This is a genomic window from Acinetobacter sp. Z1 (assembly GCF_024296945.1).
Taxonomy (GTDB): Bacteria; Pseudomonadota; Gammaproteobacteria; order Pseudomonadales; family Moraxellaceae; genus Acinetobacter; species Acinetobacter beijerinckii.
The window spans coordinates 1859832-1879265 of the sequence record NZ_CP101115.1; the positions used below are offsets into that span (position 1 = coordinate 1859832).

Here is a 19434-nt window from a genome sequence, read left to right on the forward strand (position 1 = left end):
AAAAGATTAATCCATACTCTCTTGACCCTAGAGATATCACTTAACCATCTAATAAATCAGCAAAAGTTGCATTTAATAACTTTGCTAGATCATTTGGATCTAAACCAATATCTAGCCCTCTTTTCCCACCACTGACATATATTTTATTAAATGTTTGCGCAGTCGAATCAATAACGGTTTTAAGCCGTTTCTTCTGACCTAATGGACTAATTCCACCAACTAAATAACCAGTCAAACGTTCAGCATCTTTAGGATTTGCCATTTGTAATTTCTTACATCCTACCGCTGCTGCAACCTTCTTTAAATTGAGTTGGTGGTTTACAGGTAAAATCGCAATAAAATAATTTTTATCATCTACGACCATCAACGTTTTGAAAACTTCTTCTACTCGCAGATTTAGTTTTTCAGCCGCTTCTAACCCAAAACTTTTTGCGTTAGCATCATGTTCATATTCATGAATTGAGAATGCTATTTTATTTTTTTCCAATAATTTACAAGCTGGTGTCATGTTATAACTTATTTCAATAGATGTTTTTAAGTGAGATAAGTGTACCATTTTAAAAAAAATATTTTCAATTTGCTTAGGCTATTTTGAATTGTATTCTTGATAATTATCCTTAAAGCCTTATATAAAGACTAAAGGTGAAAGTTAAAGGCTAAATTCCTATATGAGTTATAAGCATAATAATTTAATGGCGATGCGCCAAAATTATTGGGATGATGAAGCATCAAGTACCATACAAGCTGAAAAGCAGTTTTTGAGAGAAATATTGGTTGCTGAAGGTATTTTTAAGGATGCGACTTTAGAAGACACCAAGTATTTTTTCTTTACACTCCCCAGTATTATTGTTGTCAAAGCTTATGCCGTCGGTTTTCATCACAATCAGGTCAAACAAATGTTAGTGAAATTTATTCATAGCAACAGAGCTGCGTTAATGAGAAAATCTGCATTGAAGATCCAATTTAAAATTTAGGACAAATGTATTGTAAATATCAACTAATTAGGAAATATTTACTTAGGCTATTTTCACACAACCGCCCCATTGCACAAATTTAGACAGATAATTCAAGCGATTGAACTATTTTAATACGTTCAAAAGCTGTAATATTCGCTACAATTTAAGTCTCGGCTTTCTACTCTCCGGTTTCAGCATAGGATTTTTCTTTCATGTCAGATCAGAACGATAAGCTTAAGAATCTCAAAACCTCCTCTGTGGATCGTCGCTTATCTATTGCAAAAGCATCTTTACTCGCTGGAACACGTTGGGCTACTGCAAGCGCCACTTCAATTTTTTCTAGTGAAGCTGAAAAAGAGAAAAAACGTAAAAAAGTTATGGCTGAACAAGCGCATTATTTAGTTTCTGAAATTGGGAAACTAAAAGGCTCAATTGTGAAGATTGGTCAAATGATGGCTTTATACGGCGAACATTTCTTACCTGAAGAAATAACACAAGCTTTAAATACACTGAATAACCAGACCGTAGCCTTAGCTTGGCCAGGCATCAAAACACATCTACAAGAACAATTAGGTGCAAAACTTGATGAACTTACAATTGATCATGAGCCGATTGGTACAGCTTCGCTTGCTCAAGTTCATCGTGCAACACGTAAGTCAGATGGTTTAGAGCTGGTACTAAAAATTCAGTACCCAGGTGTTGCCGAAGCTATTGATTCAGACATGAATCTATTTAAGAACATGTTAAAACTCACCCGTATGGTGCCGCAAACTCGTGAATTTGATCAATGGTTTGATGAAGTCCGTGAAATGATGCATCGTGAAGTTGACTATGGAATTGAAGCTGCAACCACACGTCGTTTTGCCGAACGATTAAAAGATGATCCTCGCTATGTTGTACCTGAAATAGTTGAAGAGTTTTGCGCTGATAAAGTACTTTGCATGACCTTTGAACGTGGTGTTCCGATCAATAGTCCTGTTATGCTCTCACTTCCTCAAGAACGAAGAAATCAATTGGGCGAAGCTTCTTTAGAAATCGCTGTTCGTGAATTATTCGAATGGGGTGAGATGCAAACTGATCCGAACTTTGGTAATTATCTTGTGCGTTTGGGTAATGGTGAAGATTTAAAAGATAAAATTGTACTCTTAGACTTTGGTGCAATTCGCCAGTTTGATAATAATTTGCTCACAGTTGCTCGTAATTTGATTCATGCGGGTTATGATCATGATAAAAATGCAATGGTCAAAGCCATGACTGGGTATGAGTTTTTTGATGGTATGCCAGAAAGTATTAAACCTGGTATGGCAGATGTATTTCTTATTGCAACAGAAGCATTTAGCTGCCCAAGTAATAATCCAGATATTCCCAGTGGTGTTATGGATGAACAAGATCGCTATGATTGGAAAAAAAGCCAACTGCATAGTCGTGTAATGCAACAAGCTGCTCAATCTATGGCTTCTCGCTACTTCTCTGTTCCACCTAAAGAATTTATGTTTATTAGCCGCAAATTTATAGGTGCTTATACCTTTATGACTGTCATTGAAGCAAAGACAAATGTACGTAAAATGATTCGTCAGTTTGCCTAAACAATATAGGCAAAGTCATTTTGACCAATTTGAATTGTCATTTTGGTCAATTTTTTTTATTTAGATTTTATTTTCATTTTTTTAAAACCATATAAATCATAAATATACATTAAATTATATACATTATTTACCCTTTATCTTTCTCAAATCAGCATGTCAAAGAAGACATAGTTTTTTTATCTAGAGCATGTCAGCATAAATTTACAACCATCCTCTAGGATAAAGTCATGTCGAATATGATGAATAAGGCTCAAGGTTTCGGGCTATCTTTGATCACAAAAATTGCAGGAAGCGAAGTGCTTGACCAACTTAAATTAAGAAAATTTGTTGAAAAATCACTGTATCAAGGTTCAAAAACGGGTTTTAAAGTACTGACAACTACTCAAAAAGCTTTCAAACCACAACCTATTGATAAACAACGTCTTCCGAATCAAACCAATAAAAACTTATTTGATCTAAGTTTGACTGAAGAACAGCAAATGACTGCTGATGCAATGTCTCAATTTGCTCAAGAGGTCTTATATGCTTTAGCACATGATGCAGATCACAATGCACAATTCCCAGAAGAATTATGGCAGCACCTAGTTGACTTGGGCTTAAATTATTATGCCCTTCCAGAAGCACTTGGTGGTGTTGCGGCTGAGCAAAATATTGTGAGTAATATCTTAATTGCTGAAAGCTTAGCTAAAGGTGATTTCAGCCTAACAGCTGGATTACTGAGTACCTTCAGCGTCATCAATGCCATTACTCGTTGGGGCTCAACGCAAGTTCAATCGATGTATTTACCTTGCTTTGCCGAAGATACAGATGTGACTGCAAGCTTTGCCTTCCAAGAGGCAACCCCAGCATTTAATCCATTTCAGTTAAAAACTAAAGCAACAGAAAATAATGGTCAATTCCAAATTACAGGCGAAAAGACCTTGGTTATTTTAGGAGATACAGCAGATGTATTCCTTGTAAGCGCTGAATTTAATGGTCAGCCTGATATTTTTGTTGTGCAATCAAACGAAAGTATTTCAATTAAAAATAATCCTGCAATGGGTTTAAAAGCAGCTGAAACAGCAACTCTTCAGTTTAATCAAACGCCTGCATTACGTTTAGGTGATGCTGATTTTAATTATAGTGCATTCGTTGATTTGGGTAATTTGATGTGGTGTGCCATGGCAGTAGGTACATGTGAAGCAATTAAAGCTTACTGTATTAAATACGCCAATGAACGCACAGCTTTTGGTGAACCGATTTCTCATCGTCAAAGTGTTGCATTCATGATTGCTGATATGGCGATTGAAATTGATGCAATGCGCATGCTTGTATTGAATGCGGCAAGTTTGGCTGAAGCAGGTAAACCTTTCCATCGAGAAGCTTATCTCGCACGTCTGCTTTGTGCTGAAAAATCAATGAAAATTGGTACGGATGGCGTGCAAATATTAGGTGGTCATGGTTTTACCAAAGAGCATCCTGTAGAGCGTTGGTATCGTGATCTACGTGCAACAGCAATTTTACATTCTGGTCTACATGCGTAAATTTGGAGCATAATAATGAACTTACAAAATCCTAAAAAATTTCAAATGCTGATTGATCAAGCACATGAGACAGCCTTGAATGTATTACGTCCAATATCTCGCAAATATGATAAAGCTGAGCACGCATACCCTAAAGAACTCGATATGCTTGCTGCTTTGCTTGATGGTATGAATGAAAGTGGTGAAGGTGTTGGTGCTGCCAATGCGAGTAAGCGCGGAACTGCTAATCCTGATGCTGTTGTGAATGGTGGCAACATGTCTGCTGCATTAGGTATTATCGAAATGTGCTATGGCGATACGGGTTTATTATTGAGTATGCCACGTCAAGGTTTAGGCAACTCTGCAATCGCGGCTGTTGCAAATGATGAGCAACTTGAACGATTTAAAGGAACTTGGGCTGCGATGGCAATAACTGAGCCAGGTTGCGGTTCAGACTCTGCGTCAATAAGAACAACTGCAACTAAAGATGGCGATGATTATATCCTTAATGGCGAAAAAATATTCGTAACCTCTGGTGAGCGTGCTGATTCAGTTGTAGTTTGGGCAACTTTGGACAAAAAGCTTGGCCGTGCTGCTATTAAATCCTTCGTTGTGCCTAAAGGTACACCAGGAATGAAAGTAGAACGCCTTGAACATAAACTTGGGATCAAAGCATCTGATACAGCAGTCATTAGTTTTATTGACTGTCGTGTACCAGCAGCTAATTTATTAGGTAATCCTGAAATTGATGTAGCTAAAGGTTTTGCTGGTGTAATGGAAACTTTTGATAATACACGTCCTCTTGTTGCTGCAATGGCTGTCGGATGTGCTAAAGCATCATTAGAACGCATTAAAGAAATATTCAAAGATCAACTTGATCCAGACTACAAAACCCCATATTTGCAAACATCGAATTTAGCTGCCCAAATCTATCGTATGGAAGCCGAATGGGAAGCTGCCCGTCTACTTATGATTAAAGCAACATGGATGGCTGATAATAAAAAGCCAAACTCTAAGGAAGCTTCGATTGCGAAAGCTAAAGCTGGACGTGTCGGTAATGAAATCACACTTAAATGTGTGGAACTTGCTGCAAGTGTTGGCTATGGAGAGGATGAGTTACTAGAAAAATGGGCTCGTGATTCAAAAATTCTTGATATTTTTGAAGGTACACAACAGATTCAGCAATTGATCATTGCGCGTCGTGAATTAGGTAAATCTTCGAGTGAATTGAAATAATTCTGTTACTCTAAAGGCCAAAATAAATCCTAAAGGACGTTGCAATAACGTCCTTTACTCAAAATCAACTTCGGATAAAGCAAACCCTATCTCATCGTCACAAACTCTTCAGCAGAAGTTGGATGAATCGCAACAGTATTATCAAAGTCTTTCTTAGTTGCACCCATTTTTAAAGCAACAGCAAAACCTTGTAAAATTTCATCCATCCCAAATCCAATCCCATGAATACCTACAATCTTTTCATCTTTACCGACACAAACCAGCTTCATTTTAGTCGGTTGACGATGTTGAGTAATCGCACTATACATAGCAGTAAAAGATGAATTATAAACTTTCACAGCTTCCTGACCATATTCTTCAACCGCTTCTTTTTCTGTGATGCCTACTGTTCCAATTGGCGGATGGCTAAATACAACTGTTGGGATATTTTCGTAATCCAAATACTCATTCGGTTTATTATTAAATAATCTTTCAGATAATCTGCGTCCTGCTGCTACAGCGACAGGCGTAAGCTCCATTTTTCCAGTAATGTCACCTACTGCATAAATTCCTGTCTGTGATGTATTCTGAAACTTATCCACTTGGATATAACCTCGTTCATCCAACTGAACATTGGCTTTATCTAAATTTAAATGAGCAGTATTCGGCTCTCGACCTGTCGCCCAAATTAGACAATCTACTGTATGCTTTTCACCATTCTCTAAATACAGTTCAATAGTACCATCTTCATTTTTTGTGACTTTCTTCGGCACAGCTTGCGTATGTATTTCAATACCATCTGTTCGCATCACCTCTACCAAAGTTTCACTCAAAAAAGAATCAAAACGACGTACAGGTAAATTCTTACGAATAAATAATCCTACTTGTGAACCTAAAGCATTCAATACACCTGCCAGTTCAACCGCAATATAGCCAGAACCAATAACTGCTGTTCTTTTCGGTAAAGCTTCTAATTCAAAAAAACCATTCGAATCAATGCCATGTTCTACCCCTTCAACATCAGGTAATGAGGGCTGTGTCCCAGTTGCTATCAATATATGATCTGCTGAGATTATTTCTCCATTTACCTCAATAGTATTCTGATCTATAAAACTAGCTGCTCCAAGAATAAGATCGACTTTATTATTGCTTAGGCTATTTTGATAGGATTGATGAATCCGTTCAATATAAGCTTGTCTATTTTTTATCAATATCTGCCAATCAAAAGATTCAAGTTTGCTATTAAAACCATAGTCAGGACCGTACTTTTGAATTGATTCAGCTATATGTGCGGCATACCACATCACTTTTTTTGGTACACAACCCACATTAACGCAAGTTCCACCAATTTCACCCTTTTCAATCAAAGCACATTTCATACCGTACATTGCTGCACGATTTACTGATGCAATTCCGCCACTACCACCGCCAATCGCAATATAGTCATAATGTTTTGTCATACTTGTCTCGGCATATCAGTTAGAAGACTATTTTTGGTTCTAGATAATAAATAGATATACAGCAAGCAAATGTCAAAACTCTGTTTTTTTAATTATTTAATACAAGAAAATAAAAAAGCACCGATGATAACTCATCAGTGCTTATGCTTTTGGGAGCAATTTGGAAAACTTAGTTCATTAAGATTCAACAGCATCTTGTTGTAAAGATTTATCAACTACACCAAACTTTTTAAAGATTTTGGCACGACGTTTTGGATAAATATTCGCTTTATTTAAATCACCTTTGTAATGATCAAATACGCGCTTATCCATCATCTTTGACCATAATGGTGGAATTAATGCAGGAAGTAACATACTTGCATAACCACTAGGTAATTCAGGTGCTTCATCAAAGTGACGTAAAGCTTGGAATGGGCGCGTTGGATAAGCATGATGGTCAGAATGACGTTGTAATTGATACAAGAATAAGTTAGTCACAATATTATTATTGTTCCAGCTATGCTCTGGCATTGTACGCTCATATTTACCATTTTTGTCTTTTTGACGTTTTAAACCATAGTGCTCAATATAGTTAATCACTTCAAATAAACTAATGCCATAAAATGCTTGTGTCGCTAAATATGGAATCACACCTTTACCAAATATGCCAACCATTGAACCATGAAAAGCTGCACTCATGCCCCAACCTTGTAGAAGCTCATTCTCAGTTGACCAAAACTCTTTACCTTTACGTTTTAAACGATTGGTTTCAATCTCTATTGCTGATTTAAAAGAACCAATCACGGTACGTGGCCAAAACTCATAAAAAGTTTCACCCATTTGTGAAGATGCTGGATCTTCAGGTGTTGCTGCACGCTTATGATGACCATAAGGGTGCTCTACACGGAAATGGTTGTAACCCGTTGGTACTAAGGCTAAATGCGATAATATATGATCAATACGATCATGTTTGTGACTTAACTCATGAGCAGTATTGATAGCGATACCATTAATCGCACCCATCGAAATACCTAACAAAATTTTATCAATGAAAGATGTTTCTTTACGACTTGTTAAATAACATGCATACACATTTGCAGCATATTGTATTGGAATAAAACTTTTGACTAACTTAGAGTAATAAGGGTCTTTTTCAAGTAGTTTAATATCTTCATCTGTTGGATTGTTTGCATCCTTACCAATAATCGTATCAATTGTAGGAATGACAATATGAAGTACAATTGGTCCACCTAAAGCGAATAATTTTTTCAACGGACGTGGTGCAAATTGATAACCTGCCAAAATTCCAATTCCAATTGCAGGTAAAGCTGGGCTAATCGCCCATAGATAGCGCTTACGATCCAACTCAGTTTTTGATTTTGAAATGCTTACTGGCGTAAGTTCGTGCTCAACATTTACTGGCGCATTCATCATCTAATCCATGTCTTTGTATATATATGCTTATTTTGAGTTATTATGATTTCTATGACAGTTGCAAGCGTCCAAAAAACCTATGTTAGAGTCTTTGGCATATTCACGCATGTTTTTGTCCTATAAACACATATTGAGTTATTGTGATAGCTCTCTATAATTTAAAATAATTATGTAGTTTTAAAATCATATGGATGCTCTAAGTAAAATATTTGCAGATATACATTTAAATCGTAGTGAATATATCTATTTGAAAACTCAGGGAGAATGGAGTTTTTTTTGCCAAGATCAATCAGCACTCATCGTCCATATCATTCTTGTTGGTTCTGTTTTTATTGAACTTGACGCACAAAATAGTTTAACAGCACATGCTGGTGAAATCGTCGTTATTCCTTCTGGAAAAGCGCATACAGGTGCGGATAATACGATCACTAAACTTGTAGATGCAGTTGATATATCAAAATTATTCGATGGGCATAAAGAAGATGCTATAGAGTTTGGTACAAACTCATCCGAGAAAAACCTGATTCTGACTGTTCGTTGTCAGATTGATACCATTATGGCAAAGCCGTTTATTCAAGCTTTACCACCGCTCATTCACCTTCAACATGGCGATACCAATGCACCAGAGTGGTTACAGATCGGCTTACATTTTCTTGCTTTAGAAACGCAAAATATTCAAGCAGGACGAGATATCATTATTGATCATCTAGTGAATATCTTATTGATTAAATGTATACGTGATCATATTCAACAAATCTCTACCCAACATGGCTGGCTCAGTGCTCTCAATCATCCTGAACTTAGCAATAGCCTAGCAGCAATTCACAATCACCCTGATGAAGCTTGGACAGTTGAATCTTTAGCTGAACAATGTTGTATGTCCCGTTCTAAGTTTGCAAGCCTATTTCATGAAGTGATTGGTGAATCGCCTTTAGCCTACCTACAACAACATCGTATGCGTCTAGCAAGCCAATATCTACGTAAAAGTAATTATTCAGTACAGCAAGTCGCCAATAAAGTTGGATATTCATCAGAAACTGCTTTTAGCCAAGCATTTAAAAGAACCTTTGAATTCTCACCTAAACAATATCGCCAAAATTATATCCAAGTAGAAAACTAAAAATAAAAAAGACACCTGAGTGTCTTTTTTTATTCACGAATGAATTAACGCACAATTCCACGAGTTGATTGTTCTAACGAATCAATAAATAATTGTGCTTCAGGCGTTTTGACTAAAATTTCATTTTGGATTTGTTCAATAGCCTGCTCAGACGTAAGGCCTGCTTTATAAATTAGTTTATAAGCTTCTCTTAAACCTTGGATAGTATCTCGAGACCATCCTTTACGACGCATGCCTTCAATATTCATACCATAAGCATGTGCTGGGTTGCCTGATGCCATGATGTAAGCTGGTACATCTTTAAGAATTAAAGATGCTCCACCAATCATACTGTAAGAATCAATTCTACAAAATTGATGAATACCGGCATTTCCACCTACAATGACATGATCACCTACACGCACGTGCCCAGCAACACCGACATTATTCGCAAAAATATTATGATTTCCAATATCACAATCATGTGCAATATGCGTATTCACCATGAATAAGTTATGGCTACCAATTTTTGTTAATGCATGATCCTGAACAGTACCTCTATGTAAAGTACAATGCTCGCGAATAGAGTTGTTATCCCCTATTTCTAACCATGTTTCTTCGCCTTGATATTTTAAATCCTGACAGATTTCTCCAATACTTGAGAACTGGAAAATATCATTATTTTTACCAATTTTTGTAAAGCCACCAATCACTACATGCGAGCGTAATTTTGTCCCAGATTCTATACTGACATTTGGCCCAATAATACAATAAGGTCCAATTTGAACGTCAGATGCAATTTCTGCAGATGGGTCAATAATTGCTGTGGAATGTATTAGATTTTGGCTACTCATGTCTGCTCAATTTTTTGGTGGGAAATAATAATCTCAGCCGTTGCTGCAATTTTACCGTCAACACTGGCAGTACAATTGTACTTGTAAATGCCGCGTTTTTGCATAACAAGTTCAGATTTTAAGATAAGCTGGTCACCTGCAACAACCTGTTTCTTAAATCTAATTTTTTCCGCACCTGCAAATAAGAACAATGAACCAGCTTTAGGCTTTTGATTTGTTAGAACAAATCCTAAAATACCAGAAACTTGTGCTAAGGCTTCAATAATGAGTACGCCAGGCATAATTGGATAAGTTGGAAAATGCCCTTGTAAAAACTCTTCATTGATTGATACGTTTTTATAGCCAACGATACTATTTTCCGTTACCTCTGTAACACGATCTACCAATAAAAAAGGATAGCGATGAGGTAAATATTCACGAATAGTTTGAATATCCATTGGTAATTCAGGCATTGTAAATGCTGGTAAGGTAGACTCAGTCATAATAAATTATTTACGTAACTTCAAGGTTGATTCAAGGGACTCTAATTGAGCTTGCATATGATCAAGCCTTTTACTAATTTGGGTCAATGGCACATCTGCTAATTGTCTTAGGCGAACAATTGTCTTTTTCCAATGACTATTTTCAAACAACCCCATGCCAGAAGAATACGTTCCAGACTCAGAAATATTTTTTGTGACCATTGACATTGCTGTAAGTGTCACGTTATCAGTAATTTCAAGGTGTCCAACCACCCCTGACGCACCGCCCATGATACAGTTTTTGCCAATTTTTGCACTTCCTGCAATTCCGCAATTTGCGGCAATTGCGGTGTTCTCTCCAATTTGAACATTGTGAGCAATTTGCACAAGGTTATCAATAATGACGCCATCTGCCAAAATCGTATCATCTAATGCACCGCGATCAATACTACAATTTGAACCGATACGAACATCATTTCCAATACGAACTGACCCCAATTGAGCAATACGATGCCACTTGCTTTGGTAAGGTGCAAAACCAAAACCCTCGGTCCCAATCACGGTATTAGCGTGGATACGAACCCGATCTTTTAGTTTAGCAGCGCCGGTAATGGTCACATGCGCATCAATAAAACAATCTTTACCTACTTCCACATCATCATCTATAAATGCATGAGGCTGAATAATTGTATTATTACCGATGACACAATTCTCACCAATTACAACATAATGACCGATATAAGCATCGTCAGCGATAATTGCAGAAGGATGTATTTGGGCAGTACTTTCAATTCCTCGCTGAGAAATCTTTTTTTCGAATAGATGCGTTAAAGTAGCAAATGCCAAATAAGGATTATCAACAACAATAAAATTTTGCTTTGTAGAAAGTTGTTGTTTTAGAGCCGAAGTTACAATATAAGCCCCAGCGTGACTTAATTCTGCTTGTGTTAAATATTTGTCACTATTCACAAAACAGATGTGATCATGCTGAGCATTCTCTAGACTTGCTAAATTACAAACCTGAAGTGCTTTTTCACCAAAAAGCTCACCTTTTACAAGGTGAGCAATTTCTTCTAAACGATAACTACGTCTATTCATTGATTATTTCATTGCATTAACCTTTTGAATCATTTTATCAGTTAAATCATACTGAGCGTCAGATGCAATGGTAGAATTTTTATTTAAAATAAAATCAAGATTGTTTTCTTTACGTAATTGTTCAGCAGCTTGCTTCACACGATTTTCAAAAGTTGTGTTCATAGCTTGTAAGCTAGATTGAACCTTAGTTTGTAAACCTTGCTGAGTAGAATTAAATTCATTTAACTTGGCTTGGTATTGCGCTGTCATTTTTTGAATATCAGCCTGATTCATTTTCGGCCCTTCAGTCTGGGCTCTTTGTTGCAGAGTCTCTAGCTCTTTACCTAATTGCTCTAATCGCGTAGAGGTAGGTTTCACAGATTGACCTAAACTTGCATTTTGTTGTTTTAGATAAGTGCTACTTTCAACAACTTTTGCTAAGTCTACAACTGCCATGCCAGCAGCATTTGCAAGAGAAGTTACCGTTAAACCTAAACTTAGCATCAAAAATGTCAGCGTTTTCATTATTTCATCCTTTATATATTGAATATTTGGAAAAGCCGTACTTAGAAAGTACGACCGATTTCAAATTGGATCGATTTAGTATCATCGCCCGGTTTATCATTTAACGGGTAAGCATAGCTCAGTGAAAGTGGACCGATCATAGTGATCCAAGTGAAACCAACACCTACGCTATAACGCATATTACCAAAATCAAACTTATTGTTGTCTTTGCAATATTGTTTCATATCAATATTGCTACCATTGATCATTACATTTCCATTAGGCACATCACACTGAGTATCAAAGACTTGTGCACCTTCAGCAAATAATACCGGACGAACTTGGCGTGTCCAATCACCTTTAAACGGTAACGGTAACGCTAACTCTGTTCCAAACTGCACTAAAGCATTTCCACCAACCTCTTCAGGGTCTGGATCATTTTGATCTGTTTTTTGGAAAATCACACTTGGATATTTTGGACCTAAAGAACTGTTATCGTAACCACGAACTGAACCATAGCCGCCCGCATAGAAATTTTTATAGAAAGGTAGATCATTACCATAACCTAACTTACCATAGCCTCTAAGTACAAAACCCATAGGTAATGATTTAAATGCTTGAGCATCATAAGTCATTTTTTGATAATCAACATCACTACCAGGTAAACCAATCTCTAGACCAACGCGATGTGACATACCAGATGTTGGAAAAATAGGCCTATTTAATGTGTTATACGACCAACCAAGATTTAAATTATATGTAAGGAATGTACCTTCAAAAGCACTATCGTAAACCCTTTCCCCACCAGGCTTACACTTTCCTGTATAATTATTATCATCATCTTTATCCCAATTTTCAGGTGGACAATAAGTACTAGAACCTGTTGCTTTACCGCCATTTGCTAACAAATAATCGCGAATATAAGTCGAAACACTTGGTCCAGTTCTTACTTTAGTTTGATCTACACCCAATGAAGCGCTTAAACTTTGATTTTCATCAATTGGATAACCAAAACTTAAACTACCACCGACGCTGTCTGTGACATAGTTATTGACGTTGTAATCTTCATTTAATTTAGTTTTACGGTAATAAACATTATAGCCACGGCTCACACCATCAATCGTGAAATATGGGTCGGTCACACTAAGATTATAATAATCTTGAGTTTCCGAACGCGATAAATCCACTGAAACTCGATTACCTGTTCCCATAAAGTTGGTTTGACTCAAACCAGCTTGGAAGGTAATACCACCATTTTGAGAATAACCCACAGCAAGTGTTGTTGTACCTGAATGTTGTTCTTCAACATTTACATTTAAATCAACTTGGTCAGGTGAGTTTGGTACACGAACTGGTTTTACATCGACCGTTTTAAAGAAACCTGTGCGTTCTAAACGTACTTTTGAAAGGTCAATTTTTTCGTTGCTCGCTAAAGCACCTTCCATCTGACGCATTTCACGACGTAATACTTCATCAGCAGTCTTGCTATTACCAGTAAAGTTAATACGACGAACTGTGACTTGTTGACCAGGATTAATATAATAATTTAGGTTAACAATACCTGTTTGATTATTAATTTCAGGTACAACATTCACTTCTGCATAGTAATAACCCGCATTACCATATTTACGAAGTAGCAATTGCTTGACTGCATTTACTTTTTCTTGTGAATACGTTTCACCATCTTTATATAACTTTAAAGCTTGTAATTCTTCAGGCTTATAAAGTGCATCACCAAGGAATTTTGTATCACCAAATTTAAATTGGCTACCTTCATCAACAGAAACCTCGATGAAAATATTCTTTTTATCTTCACTGATATTTAGCTGTGAATTAATAATATTGAAATTGATATAACCTTTATTTAGGTATAAAGCACGTAAAGCCTCTAAGCTTGCAGCCATTTTTTCGCGCGCATAACGGTCATTACGCGTAACTATTGATGCCCAACCGCTCTCTTTTACTGCAAATGCTTGCTTAATATCACTATCACTAAATACTGTATTACCAATAATATTAATATCAAATACTTTAGCGGCAGTACCTTCATTAAAGTTTAACTTTAATTCAACGCGGTTATTTGGTCGAGCTACAGTTTCAACTGTCACATCGGCATCATAACGACCTTGTTGCGTATATTGTTGTTCCAATTCAGTTTCAATAATTTGCAATGCAGACTTTTTGAAAACTTCACCTTCAGCAATACCCATTTTTTTTAAGCCTTGTTCTAAGGCTTCTTTAGGGATAAGTTTATTCCCTTTGAATTCAAGTTTGGAAATGATCGGACGTTCAATAACTTTGAAAACTAATATATCGTTTTCTTTAAAAGCTTTGATATCGTCAAATAAACCAGACGCATACAATGTACGTATTGCCTCTGCAATCATTGGATCACTAACACGATCACCACTATTTATTGGTAACATCGAATAGATACTTGCAGGTGTTAAACGCACAAGGCCATCAATTCGTATATCTCGTGCAAGAAACTCATCTGCTGCGTATGCTTGTTGTACCACTGCCATCGCACTAACCAGTGCCAAAGGCATTAATAAATGTGTGTGACGCATGCCCATATATTTTCCAGTAAGTTAAATTCCATTCGCGTTTTATAAACGCATGAAGTCGTTAAATAAAGCTAAAAGCATCATGCTACCGAGCAGTAACATACCAACTTTAAGACCAAATATCTGTATTTGTTCAGAAACAGGTTTACCACGAATTGCTTCGATAAAGTAATAAACTAGATGTCCACCATCAAGCATCGGAATAGGTAATAAATTTAATATTCCCAAGCTAACACTCATTAATGCCATAAATGAAATAAAAGTCTGCCACCCCATTTCAGCACTCTGACCAGCAACTTTTGCAATCGTTATTGGACCAGATAAGTTATCTAATCCAATTAAACCACGAACCATCTTAATGATTGAATTAAAAATCATTCCTGATAATTGAGTGGTTTTATCTAAAGCCACACCTAAAGCTTCAATCGGTGAATATTGAATTGTTTGTTTGTATTCGTCAGGAATCGTAATTTTACCTGCATCACTTTTGACACCGAGCATACCTGTGGTATTGCCCATATTATCACGCTGACCTTGTGGCATAACTTGCAGGTGCACAACTTGACCTTGACGCAAAACATCAATATTCAAGAGTTTTTCAGGTGATTTCTGTACAACATCAACCACATCAAACCAATCTTTCATTGGGACATTATTGATTGCAACAATTCGGTCACCGACTTTCATTCCTTGGCGAATTGCAGCACCATCTGCGCTTAACTCTTTAATGATTGCTGGAATAACAGGTCTATAAGGTAAAAAACCTAAAGCGTCGAGTGGAGATTCACTTTGATCTTTTAAGAAGTCTTTAATAGGTAAATTAAATTGTTTTTCACTGCCTGAGCGATCTACAACAATTGAAACTACACCAGTTTCACCTACACGATTTACAAGTGTGTAATTCAATTTTTCCCAAGTCGGTGTTGATTGCCCATCAACCATTAAAATTTTGTCATTAACTTTTAAATCAACTTGAGCCGCTGCTGTATTTGGCAAAATTTTACCAATACGAGTATTCAATTGCTCTTGAGCGGGTAAAAATAAAATCCAAAACAGAAATACCGCAAAGATTAAATTAATTAATGGTCCAGCAGCCACAATCGCAATCCGCTTCCAAGGTGATTGACGATTGAACGCATAAGGCAAATCTTCTTCAGATACATTTCCCTCACGCTCATCAAGCATTTTGACGTATCCGCCTAATGGAAGAGCTGACAACTGATATTGGATTCCAGATTTTTTAGATTGCCATTTCAACAATGTTGGTCCAAAACCAATGGAATAAACTAAAACTTTGACACCCAGTTTACGAGCAACCCAATAGTGACCAAACTCATGAATTGCGATTAGTGGACCTAGCAACAAAATCGCTGCTGCAATCATAAAAAGTGCATTCATACGATTAGCCTCCAATATCCGCTATATACTTTTCCGCAACTCTTCTAGCGATCATATCAGTATGTAAAATGATGTCTATGCTTTCTGCTTTTGCATTTTGTATTAACTGCAAAGTGTTCTCGACAACTTGAGTAATCTGGGTAAATTTGATTCTTTGTTTCAGAAAAGCGTCAACCGCAATTTCATTTGCCGCATTTAAAATGGTTGGTGCTAAACCACCCACACGCATAGCTTGGCGTGCCAAATTTAATGCAGGAAATTTAATATTATCTGGAGACTGAAAATTCAGCTGAGCAGTTTCAAATAAATTTAAGGCCGGAACGTGCGTTGACAATCGTTCAGGCCATGCTAAAGCATGTGCGATTGGCGTACACATATCAGGGTTACCCATTTGCGCCAAAGTTGATCCATCCACATATTGCACCATTGAATGAATAATACTTTGTGGATGAACAACAACTGTAACAAAATGTTCTGATATTGAAAACAAATGACACGCTTCGATCAATTCAAGACCTTTATTCATCAAAGTCGCAGAATCGACAGAAATTTTTTGCCCCATAGACCAATTAGGATGTTTACATGCTTGCTGTGGTGTCACTTCACTTAATTGTTCTAATGTATGATTAAGAAATGGCCCACCTGAAGCTGTCAGTAATATCCGCGAAACACCTAATTGCGGCTGACCAGTTCTTTCAGCGCTTAAATAATTGTGAGGTAATGACTGAAAAATTGCATTATGTTCTGAATCAACAGGTAATAATAACGCCTTATGATCACGTGCGGCTTGCATCATGATGTCACCAGACATTACCAGTGATTCTTTATTGGCAAGCAAAACACGCTTACCTGCTTTTACAGCAGCTAAAGTAGGCAAAAGACCTGCCGCACCGACGATTGCCGCCATGACGATATCGACATCAGCATGCTCAGCTATTGTAATGAGGCCAGATTCATCTGTCAGAATTTCAATTTGATTTAAATTTTCATTTTTAAATAATTGATGAAGTTCCGAAGCTTTTTCTTTTGGTACAACAACAATTTTAGGATGGAATTTTTTACATATAAACAAAAGTTCGTCTAAACGACTATAAGCAGAAACAGCAAACACAGAATATTGATCAGGATGCTGTTCCAAGACTTTTAAAGTACTTTGTCCAATTGAACCAGTAGCACCTAATATACTTACAGCTTGGGTCATTTAAAGATCTACACCAATAAGTTTTAATATATACATACCTGCAGCAAAAATTGGTGCAGCCGCGAGTAACGAATCAATACGATCTAATACACCGCCATGACCAGGTAAAACACGACCAGAATCTTTAATGCCTGCACGGCGTTTAATCATAGATTCAAACAAATCACCAAGTACTGACGCAAAAACTGTTATTAAAGAAAGTATTAGAAATAAAATAAGCTGTAAAACAGTTAAACTCAGATAGAAATATTGAACAACAAACATAATAATTATTGTTGTCGCAATACCTCCATATAAACCTTCTACAGATTTATTTGGGCTAACAGTTGGAGCAAGTTTTCGATTGCCAAACTTACGTCCCACAAAGTAAGCACCACTATCTGCTCCCCAAACCAAAAGGAACAAATACATGAGCCACCAAGGTGAACTATGCCATACAGCATAAATTGCAGTAACAGCAGCCGAGATTAAAATAAATCCGATAGCGTATAAAGATACGTTGTACCAATTATCTGACTCAGGAAAGCTTTTAACCCAATAAATACTACCTAACCAAGTTAGTATTGATGCAGCCCAAAGCAATAATGCTACATCATCGAAAAATAATGCCAGTGTCGATACTAATGCTACACAACCACCATAAATCCAAGCTTTTGGTTTAGAAACAACAGTTTCATTTCGTGGCATGAGTTTAAACCACTCATAACCAGCAACCCCAGCAGCTAAAATCATCAGTATAAACATTGGATAATGTGATTGCGTTGCGAACATGCAACTTAAAACAACTGCAACTAACACCAATGCGGTAATAATCCGCTCTAACATTATTAATTCTCTATTTTAGCTTGTTGAATCTGTTCAGTCGTTTTACCAAAACGCCTTTCACGCCCCGAAAAAACACAAAATGCATGATCAAGTTCTTCTACAGTAAACTCAGGCCATAAAGTTTCAGTAAAATATAATTCAGCATACGCCGCTTGCCATAATAAGAAATTTGACAAACGATAATCACCGCCAGTACGAATCAACAAATCGACTGCGGGTAAATCACTCAGACTGACATAATTATCAAATAAATCAACGTTTATCTGATCTATTTTTAGCTTACCCAACAGCGCATCTTCTGCAATCCGTTTAGCGGCATAAGCCATATCCCACATTCCGCCATAACTAATCGCAATTGTTAATGTCATTGAATCATACGATGCTGTTTTTTTCTCAGCATCACTCATCAACTCACGTAATGGATCAGATAAACGAGAACGATCGCCAATAAAACGAAGAGCGATATTGAACTTTTCCATACGAGGCAATTGCTCATGAATTGTTTCTTCCAACAATTTCATTAACAAATCTACTTCATATTGTGGTCTATTCCAGTTTTCGCTAGAAAAAGCAAAAACAGTGAGTGCACGCACACCTACTTTTTTACAATGTTCAACGATAGGATCCAAGACATTTTTGCCTTCACGATGCCCATCACCTTTTTGCATTTGCTTTTTTTTAGCGAAACGATTGTTGCCATCCATGATGATGGCAACATGTTGAGGAAGAAGTGATTCTTCTTGCAAGGTCATAGTTAAATCAGACCTTCATCAATTCTGCTTCTTTTGCTGCAAGACGCTTCTCTACTTCAGCAACGAATTTATCAGTAATTTTTTGAATATCATCTGAAGCGCGACGATCATCATCTTCAGAAATTTCTTTTTCTTTCAACAGTGATTTGATATCACCCAACACATCACGACGAATGTTCCGAATCGCTACTTTTGCATTTTCTGCTTCAGTACGTGCAACTTTCTGCATATCGCGACGAGTTTCCTCTGTCAATGCTGCCATTGGTACACGAATTGCGTCAGCCGTAATCGGATTCAATCCTAAACCAGCTTCACGAATCGCTTTATCAATTGCAGAAACCATTGAACGCTCAAATGGTTGCACAAGCAAGGTACGTGAATCTTCAAGACCTACGTTAGCAACTTGGTTAAGTGGAACATCAGAACCATAGTAAGGAACCATCACGCCATTTAAAATTGATGGGTGAGCACGTCCAGTACGAACTTTGGCAAAACCATTCTCTAACGAGTCAAGTGACTTGTTCATACGGTCTTCTGCGTCTTTTTTAAGATCGTTAATCATAT

18 protein-coding genes are annotated in these 19434 nt (G+C 36.9%); 5 read left to right on the forward strand and 13 right to left on the reverse strand.

From position 1 onward, the window contains the following. Positions 1–40: 40 nt before the first annotated feature. On the reverse strand, positions 41–508 hold the full coding sequence (gene ybaK / locus NGC85_RS08665) for a Cys-tRNA(Pro) deacylase (RefSeq protein ID WP_254730273.1): 468 nt from the start codon (positions 506–508) through the stop codon (positions 41–43). 160 nt (positions 509–668) lie between these two features. Between ybaK and NGC85_RS08670 the strand changes: the two genes are divergently transcribed. From NGC85_RS08670 to NGC85_RS08685, 4 genes are all read left to right on the forward strand, one after another. Further along, on the forward strand, positions 669–974 hold the full coding sequence (locus NGC85_RS08670) for a hypothetical protein (protein WP_005053907.1): 306 nt from the start codon (positions 669–671) through the stop codon (positions 972–974). A gap of 194 nt (positions 975–1168) precedes the next feature. Beyond that, a complete protein-coding gene (locus NGC85_RS08675; protein ID WP_254730277.1) occupies positions 1169–2542 on the forward strand; it encodes an AarF/ABC1/UbiB kinase family protein in 1374 nt (457 codons plus the stop codon). Positions 2543–2778: 236 nt separating this feature from the next. Then, complete coding sequence (locus tag NGC85_RS08680) at positions 2779–4065, forward strand: acyl-CoA dehydrogenase family protein (RefSeq protein WP_254805572.1); 1287 nt, start codon at positions 2779–2781, stop codon at positions 4063–4065. A gap of 15 nt (positions 4066–4080) precedes the next feature. Beyond that, the gene (locus NGC85_RS08685) at positions 4081–5280 is read left to right on the forward strand and encodes an acyl-CoA dehydrogenase family protein (RefSeq protein ID WP_254730280.1); all 1200 of its coding nucleotides are present in this window, start codon (positions 4081–4083) and stop codon (positions 5278–5280) included. Positions 5281–5366: 86 nt separating this feature from the next. Here NGC85_RS08685 and gorA read toward each other — a convergent pair whose 3' ends face one another. Further along, positions 5367–6719 carry a glutathione-disulfide reductase gene (gene gorA, locus NGC85_RS08690; RefSeq protein WP_254730283.1) on the reverse strand — a complete coding sequence of 451 codons (1353 nt, stop codon included), beginning with the start codon at positions 6717–6719 and terminating at the stop codon, positions 5367–5369. A 177-nt stretch (positions 6720–6896) separates the two neighbouring features. Then, positions 6897–8129 (reverse strand): alkane 1-monooxygenase, encoded by a 1233-nt coding sequence (locus tag NGC85_RS08695; RefSeq protein ID WP_254730285.1) that lies wholly within the window; start codon positions 8127–8129, stop codon positions 6897–6899. A gap of 190 nt (positions 8130–8319) precedes the next feature. On the opposite strand from NGC85_RS08695, the gene NGC85_RS08700 reads away from it, so the two are divergent. Beyond that, positions 8320–9252 carry an AraC family transcriptional regulator gene (locus NGC85_RS08700; RefSeq protein ID WP_254730288.1) on the forward strand — a complete coding sequence of 311 codons (933 nt, stop codon included), beginning with the start codon at positions 8320–8322 and terminating at the stop codon, positions 9250–9252. 44 nt (positions 9253–9296) lie between these two features. On the opposite strand, the gene lpxA is transcribed toward NGC85_RS08700, so the two are convergent. From lpxA to frr, 10 genes are read right to left on the reverse strand one after another with little or no spacing between them, the layout of a single operon-like run. Next, positions 9297–10085: an acyl-ACP--UDP-N-acetylglucosamine O-acyltransferase gene (lpxA, locus tag NGC85_RS08705; protein WP_005058879.1), complete on the reverse strand. Its 789-nt coding sequence runs from the start codon at positions 10083–10085 to the stop codon at positions 9297–9299. After that, a complete protein-coding gene (fabZ, locus tag NGC85_RS08710) occupies positions 10082–10567 on the reverse strand; it encodes a 3-hydroxyacyl-ACP dehydratase FabZ (protein WP_005053892.1) in 486 nt (161 codons plus the stop codon). The genes lpxA and fabZ overlap by 4 nt, the downstream gene beginning before the upstream one ends. 6 nt (positions 10568–10573) lie before the next feature. After that, complete coding sequence (gene lpxD, locus NGC85_RS08715; RefSeq protein ID WP_254730291.1) at positions 10574–11644, reverse strand: UDP-3-O-(3-hydroxymyristoyl)glucosamine N-acyltransferase; 1071 nt, start codon at positions 11642–11644, stop codon at positions 10574–10576. A gap of 3 nt (positions 11645–11647) precedes the next feature. Beyond that, positions 11648–12148, reverse strand: coding sequence for an OmpH family outer membrane protein (locus NGC85_RS08720; protein WP_005053887.1), 501 nt, complete (start codon positions 12146–12148; stop codon positions 11648–11650). Between the two features lie 41 nt (positions 12149–12189). Continuing rightward, entirely contained in the window at positions 12190–14703 is a 2514-nt protein-coding gene (bamA, locus tag NGC85_RS08725) for an outer membrane protein assembly factor BamA (RefSeq protein ID WP_254730294.1), read from the reverse strand. 33 nt (positions 14704–14736) lie between these two features. Continuing rightward, positions 14737–16092, reverse strand: a complete 1356-nt coding sequence (gene rseP / locus NGC85_RS08730; protein ID WP_254730297.1) for an RIP metalloprotease RseP — start codon at positions 16090–16092, stop codon at positions 14737–14739. A gap of 4 nt (positions 16093–16096) precedes the next feature. Next, entirely contained in the window at positions 16097–17293 is a 1197-nt protein-coding gene (gene ispC / locus NGC85_RS08735) for a 1-deoxy-D-xylulose-5-phosphate reductoisomerase (RefSeq protein ID WP_254730300.1), read from the reverse strand. Next, the gene (locus NGC85_RS08740; protein WP_254730303.1) at positions 17294–18118 is read right to left on the reverse strand and encodes a phosphatidate cytidylyltransferase; all 825 of its coding nucleotides are present in this window, start codon (positions 18116–18118) and stop codon (positions 17294–17296) included. It abuts the gene before it with no gap. Positions 18119–18120: 2 nt separating this feature from the next. After that, a complete protein-coding gene (gene uppS / locus NGC85_RS08745; protein WP_254730307.1) occupies positions 18121–18870 on the reverse strand; it encodes a polyprenyl diphosphate synthase in 750 nt (249 codons plus the stop codon). Positions 18871–18877: 7 nt separating this feature from the next. Then, the gene (frr, locus tag NGC85_RS08750) at positions 18878–19432 is read right to left on the reverse strand and encodes a ribosome recycling factor (RefSeq protein WP_005053871.1); all 555 of its coding nucleotides are present in this window, start codon (positions 19430–19432) and stop codon (positions 18878–18880) included. Between the last annotated feature and the right edge of the window lie 2 nt (positions 19433–19434).